Below are 5899 nucleotides of genomic sequence, written 5' to 3' on the forward strand. Positions count from 1 at the left end.
CGCTCCCCCGGCCGCGGTGTCCCGCTCGCCCTGCTCGCGCCCGCCCTGGTCGGCCTGGCGTTCCTTCTCGTGCCGCTGCTGGCCCTCGTCGTACGGGCGCCCTGGCGCGACCTGCCCGAGCAGCTGACCAGCCCCGCCGTGTGGGACGCGCTGCGCCTGTCGCTGGTGTGCGCGACCTGCGCGACGGCGCTGAGCCTGGTCGTCGGCGTGCCGTTGGCCTGGCTGCTGGCCCGTACCGACTTCCCCGGGCGGAGCCTGGTGCGCGCCCTGGTGACGCTCCCGCTGGTGCTGCCGCCGGTGGTCGGCGGTGTCGCCCTGCTGCTGGCGCTGGGCCGCAACGGCGTCGTGGGCCGGTGGCTGGACGCGTGGTTCGGCGTCACCCTGCCGTTCACCACCGCCGGTGTCGTCCTCGCGGAGACCTTCGTGGCGCTGCCGTTCCTGGTGATCAGCGTCGAGGGCACGCTGCGGGCCGCCGACCCGCGGTACGAGGAGGCGGCGGCCACCCTGGGCGCGTCCCGCTTCACCGCGTTCCGCCGGGTCACCCTGCCGCTGATCGCCCCGGGCGTCGCGGCGGGCGCCGTGCTGGCCTGGGCGCGCGCCCTCGGCGAGTTCGGCGCGACGATCACCTTCGCCGGGAACTTCCCCGGCCGCACCCAGACCATGCCGCTCGCGGTCTACCTCGCCCTCCAGAACGACCCGGCCGCCGCGATCGCCCTCAGCCTGGTGCTGCTGGCGGTGTCCGTGGCCGTGCTGGCGGGGCTGCGGGAGCGCTGGACGAGGGCGGTCTGACCGTGCCGAAGCACCCCGCGCCCCCGTCCGAGGGCCTGGACGCGCACCTCGTCGTCGAGCGCGGCTCCTTCCGCCTCGACATCGCGCTCACGGCCGCCCCCGGTGACGTCGTCGCCCTGCTCGGCCCGAACGGGGCGGGCAAGACCACCGCCCTGCGGGCCCTCGCCGGCCTCGCGCCCCTCAGCGACGGCCATCTGCGCCTGGACGGCACGGACCTCGCCCGCACCCCGCCCGAGGCGCGTCCGGTGGGCGTCGTCTTCCAGGACTACCTGCTCTTCCCGCACCTGACCGCCCTGGACAACGTGGCGTTCGGACCGCGCTGCCGGGGCGTCGGCAAGAGCGAGGCCCGTGCGCGGGCCGCCGCGTGGCTGGAGCGGATGGGGCTGGCCGGGCACACCGGCGCCAAGCCCCGGCGGCTCTCCGGCGGGCAGGCCCAGCGCGTGGCGCTCGCCCGCGCCCTGGCCACCGATCCGCGGCTGCTGCTCCTGGACGAGCCGCTCGCCGCCCTGGACGCCCGCACCCGGCTGGAGGTCCGGGCGCAGCTGCGCCGCCACCTCGCCGACTTCGAAGCCGTCGCGGTCCTGGTGACGCACGACCCGCTGGACGCGATGGTGCTGGCCGACCGGCTCGTCGTGGTGGAGCACGGCCGGGTGGTGCAGGAGGGCGCCCCCGCCGACATCGCCCGCCACCCGCGCACCGAGTACATCGCCCAGCTCGTCGGGCTGAACCTCTACCGCGGGCGGGCGGACGGTCACACGGTGCGGCTCGACGCGGGGCCGGAGGTGAGCACCACGGAGAACCTGTCCGGGCCGGCGTTCGTCGCCTTCCCGCCCGGCGCCGTCACCCTCTACCGGGACCGGCCCACCGGCTCCAGCGCGCGCAACCTGTGGCGCTGCGAGGTGGCGGGGCTGGAGAGCCACGGCGACCAGATCCGCGTGGAGCTGACCGGCGAACTGCCCCTGGCCGCCGACCTCACCGCCGTCGCCGTGGCCGAGCTGGGCCTGCACCCGGGCGCACCGGTCTGGGCGGCGGTCAAGGCTACGCAGACGCACGCCTATCCGGCCTGACGGCCCCGTTACGCGGCATGGGCCCCGCCGGGACCGTCACGGTCACCGGGCGGGGCCCCTCACTCGCGCGTGCGATCAGTCCTCGTACGCGTCCAGCGGCGGGCAGGAGCAGACCAGGTTGCGGTCGCCGTAGGCCTGGTCGATGCGGCGTACCGGCGGCCAGTACTTGTCGGCGGCGCTCACCTCGCCCGGGAACACGGCCTCCTCACGGCTGTAGGCGTGCTCCCACTCCCCGCCGAGCGCGGACGCCGTGTGCGGGGCGTTGCGCAGCGGGTTGTCGTCCGAGGGCCACGCGCCGGAGCCGACCTTCTCGATCTCGGCGCGGATGGCGATCATCGCCTCGCAGAACCGGTCGAGCTCGGTGAGGTCCTCGGACTCGGTGGGCTCGATCATCAGCGTGCCGGCCACCGGGAAGGACATCGTCGGCGCGTGGAAGCCGTAGTCGATGAGCCGCTTGGCCACGTCGTCGACGGTGACGCCGGTCGCCTTGGTGAGCGGGCGCAGGTCGATGATGCACTCGTGCGCGACGAGCCCGCCGGGGCCGGTGTAGAGCACCGGGTAGTGCGGCTCCAGGCGCTTGGCGATGTAGTTGGCGCTGAGCACGGCCACCTGCGTGGCCCGCTTCAGGCCCTCGCCGCCCATGAGACGGACGTACGCCCAGGAGATGGGCAGGATGCCCGCCGAGCCCCACGGCGCGGCCGAGATCGGCCCGACGCCCGTCTCCGGTCCGGCCTCCGGCTGGAGCGGGTGGTTCGGCAGGTACGGTGCGAGGTGGGCGCGCACGCCGACCGGGCCGACGCCGGGACCGCCGCCGCCGTGCGGGATGCAGAACGTCTTGTGCAGGTTCAGGTGGGAGACGTCGCCGCCGAAGTGGCCGGGCTTGGCCAGGCCGACCAGCGCGTTGAGGTTGGCGCCGTCGACGTACACCTGGCCGCCGGCCTCGTGGACCTGGGCGCAGATGTCGGCGACGTGCTCCTCGAACACGCCGTGCGTCGACGGGTACGTGATCATCAGCACGGCCAGCTCGTCGCGGTGCTGCTCGATCTTGGCGCGCAGGTCCTCGACGTCGATCTCGCCGTCGTCGGACGTCTTGACGACGACGACCTTCATGCCGGCCATCACGGCGGACGCGGCGTTGGTGCCGTGCGCGGAGGACGGGATCAGGCAGACGGTGCGCTGCTCGTCACCGTTGGCGCGGTGGTAGCCGCGTACGGCGAGCAGACCGGCCAGCTCGCCCTGGGAGCCTGCGTTGGGCTGGAGGGACACCTTGTCGTAGCCGGTGACCTCGGCGAGACGTTCCTCCAGCTCGTGGATGAGCGTGAGGTAGCCCTGCGCCTGCTCGGCGGGCGCGAAGGGGTGCAGCTGGCCGAACTCGGGCCAGGTGACCGGCTCCATCTCGGTGGTCGCGTTGAGCTTCATGGTGCAGGAGCCCAGCGGGATCATGCCGCGGTCGAGCGCGTAGTCGCGGTCGGCGAGACGGCGCAGGTAGCGCAGCATGGCCGTCTCGGAGCGGTGCTGGTGGAACACCGGGTGGGTCAGGTAGTCGTCGGTGCGCAGCAGCGCGTCCGGCAGGGCGTCCGCCGCGGCGGCGTCCAGGGCCGCGACGTCGGCCTCGACGCCGAAGGCGCGCCACACGGCGGCGAGCTGGTCGCGGGTGGTGGTCTCGTCGCAGGCGACGGAGACGGTGTCCGCGTCGACGAGGCGCAGGTTCACCCCGTGGTCGCGGGCGGCGGCGACCACCTCGGCGGCCCGGCCGGCGACCCGCACGGTGAGGGTGTCGAAGTACGAGCCGTGGACGACCTCCGCGCCGCCGGCGCGCAGCCCCTCGGCGAGGATCGCGGCGTAGCGGTGGGTGCGCCGGGCGATGGTCCGCAGGCCCTCGGGGCCGTGGTAGACGGCGTACATGCCGGCCATGACGGCGAGCAGCACCTGCGCGGTGCAGATGTTGCTGGTGGCCTTCTCGCGGCGGATGTGCTGCTCGCGGGTCTGGAGCGCCAGGCGGTACGCCTTGTGTCCGTCCGCGTCGACGGAGACGCCGACGAGGCGGCCGGGCAGGCTGCGGGCCATCTTGTCCTGGACGGCCATGTAGCCGGCGTGCGGGCCGCCGAAGCCCATCGGGACACCGAAGCGCTGCGTCGTGCCGACCGCGATGTCCGCGCCCAGCTCGCCGGGGGACTTCAGCAGGGTCAGGGCGAGCAGGTCGGCGGCGACGGTGACGAGGGCACCGCGCTCGTGCGCCTGGTCGATGACCGGCTTGATGTCCCGGACGGCGCCGGACGCGCCCGGGTACTGGATCAGGACGCCGTTGATCTCCCGGCCGTCGAGCTCGGCGGGGATGCCGTCGCTCAGGTCGGCGACGACGACCTCCACGCCGGTCGGCTCCGCGCGGGTCTCGATGACGGCGACGGTCTGCGGCAGCGCGTCCGCGTCGACCAGGAAGAGGCCCTTCTTGTTCTTGCCCATGCGCCGGGACAGCGCCATCGCCTCGGCGGCGGCGGTCCCCTCGTCGAGCAAGGAGGCGCCGGACGTGGGCAGACCGGTGAGGTCGGCGACCATCGTCTGGAAGTTCAGCAGCGCCTCGAGCCGGCCCTGCGAGATCTCCGGCTGGTACGGCGTGTAGGCCGTGTACCAGGCGGGGTTCTCCATGACGTTGCGGAGGATCACCGGCGGGGTGAAGGTGCCGTAGTAGCCCAGGCCGATCATGGAGCCGAGGACCTGGTTGCGGCCGGCGAGGCCGCGCAGCTCGGCGAGCACCTCGGCCTCGCTGCGGGCGCCGGGCAGGTCCAGCGCGTGGGCGTTCTTGATCACGTCGGGCACGGCGGCGGCGGTCAGCTCGTCGAGCGAGCCGTAGCCCACCTGGGCCAGCATCTTCGCCCGGGCTTCGTGGTCGGGGCCGATGTGGCGCTGCTCGAAGGGGATTCCCTGTTCGAGCTCGGAGAGCGGGGTACGGGGGGCGGTCATTGAGGAGGCCTCCTGGTCCGACGACCTTCGAGGGGCACCACGACACGGGTGCCCGGACGGCCTCCCCCTCTGTCATCTCAACCTGAGAGTTTCACCGGAACGCCGGGGCGGACCGGTTTTCACCGTCGGTGAGAGCGGAAGCCGTCGACACCCGCCCTGCTTTCCAGAGTGACCTCGTCCGTGCGGTACGTGTGCCTGAGAGATTCCGGGGAGGATTTGCTCCTTCGGCGCCTCCGGTGGTGCCTGGAGGACTCTCCCGCACGGGGTCAGCAGCCGTTGTCAGCGTACCAGCGAGGTCCGGACCCCGGCTTTCGAGTGGCCGTTCCGCCGATTGTGCCTTTTTGTGGTGCTTACGGATGAGTTTGCGAGGAGTGGAGGGCCTGTGCAGACCGACATCGACCCGCGTCACCTCATCGGCCGCAAGGCGTACGACCGCAACGGCACGCGCATCGGGACGATCGACGAGGTCTACCTCGACGACGCCACCGGGGCGCCGGAGTGGGCGGCGATACGCACCGGCCTGTTCAGCCGGGACGCCTTCGTGCCCCTGGAACCCAGCGAGCTGATCGACGGAACGCTGCACGTGCCGTTCGAACGGTCCCTCATCAAGGACGCCCCCGACTTCGGCGTCGGCCGCCATCTGTCCCCGGAGCAGGAACTCCAGCTCTACCACCACTACGGCCTGGACGTAGGCGCCCCTCCCCCGCTCCCGGACCACGACTTCGGCAAGCTGGCAGGCCAGGAGGAACACACATGACTCGCGGCACCCGCGCCCCCGAAGGGGCGCGGGGAACTGCGCGCTCAACCCCCACACACGATCCGCCGACCAACGAAACCGAACCCACCCAGCCAAGGAACCACGGACACCGAACACCCCGTGACAGCCACGCCCCAAAGGGGCGCGGGGAACGGCGCGCCCAGCCCCCACCCTCGGCCCGCCGACAACGACACCGACCCCACCCGGCCCAGGGCCCACGGGTGCTGCGAACCGCCCCGTGACAGCCACAGCCCAGCCGGCAGGCTCACCTCACCCCACCCCCTCCACCAACGGCAACGGCTCCGCCGCCTCGAGCGCCGGGTCG

General features: G+C 73.2%; 4 protein-coding genes and 1 riboswitch. Of the genes, 3 read left to right on the forward strand and 1 reads right to left on the reverse strand.

From position 1 onward, the window contains the following. The coding region (gene modB, locus CCN29_RS23230; RefSeq protein ID WP_107481727.1) for a molybdate ABC transporter permease subunit at nt 1-789 on the forward strand (789 nt) is incomplete at its 5' end. Between the two features lie 2 nt (nt 790-791). Next, nucleotides 792-1856, forward strand: coding sequence for an ABC transporter ATP-binding protein (locus CCN29_RS23235; RefSeq protein WP_031016303.1), 1065 nt, complete (start codon nt 792-794; stop codon nt 1854-1856). A 75-nt stretch (nt 1857-1931) separates the two neighbouring features. Here the strand turns inward: CCN29_RS23235 and gcvP are convergent, their stop codons facing one another. After that, nucleotides 1932-4817, reverse strand: a complete 2886-nt coding sequence (gene gcvP / locus CCN29_RS23240; protein ID WP_086684224.1) for an aminomethyl-transferring glycine dehydrogenase — start codon at nt 4815-4817, stop codon at nt 1932-1934. Nucleotides 4818-4990: 173 nt separating this feature from the next. Beyond that, nucleotides 4991-5086, reverse strand: a riboswitch (glycine riboswitch). A gap of 113 nt (nt 5087-5199) precedes the next feature. On the opposite strand from gcvP, the gene CCN29_RS23245 reads away from it, so the two are divergent. Next, nucleotides 5200-5574: a PRC-barrel domain-containing protein gene (locus CCN29_RS23245; RefSeq protein WP_031016298.1), complete on the forward strand. Its 375-nt coding sequence runs from the start codon at nt 5200-5202 to the stop codon at nt 5572-5574. The last annotated feature ends 325 nt before the right edge of the window (nt 5575-5899 follow it).

The sequence above is a fragment of the Streptomyces pseudogriseolus genome, from assembly GCA_002154585.1.
In the GTDB taxonomy this organism is placed as follows: domain Bacteria; phylum Actinomycetota; class Actinomycetes; order Streptomycetales; family Streptomycetaceae; genus Streptomyces; species Streptomyces pseudogriseolus.

Bases quoted from the DNA above. Each gene is read 5' to 3' on its own strand.
- gcvP (WP_086684224.1), bottom strand. From the start codon at position 4,817: ATGACCGCCCCCCGTACCCCGCTCTCCGAGCTCGAACAGGGAATCCCC.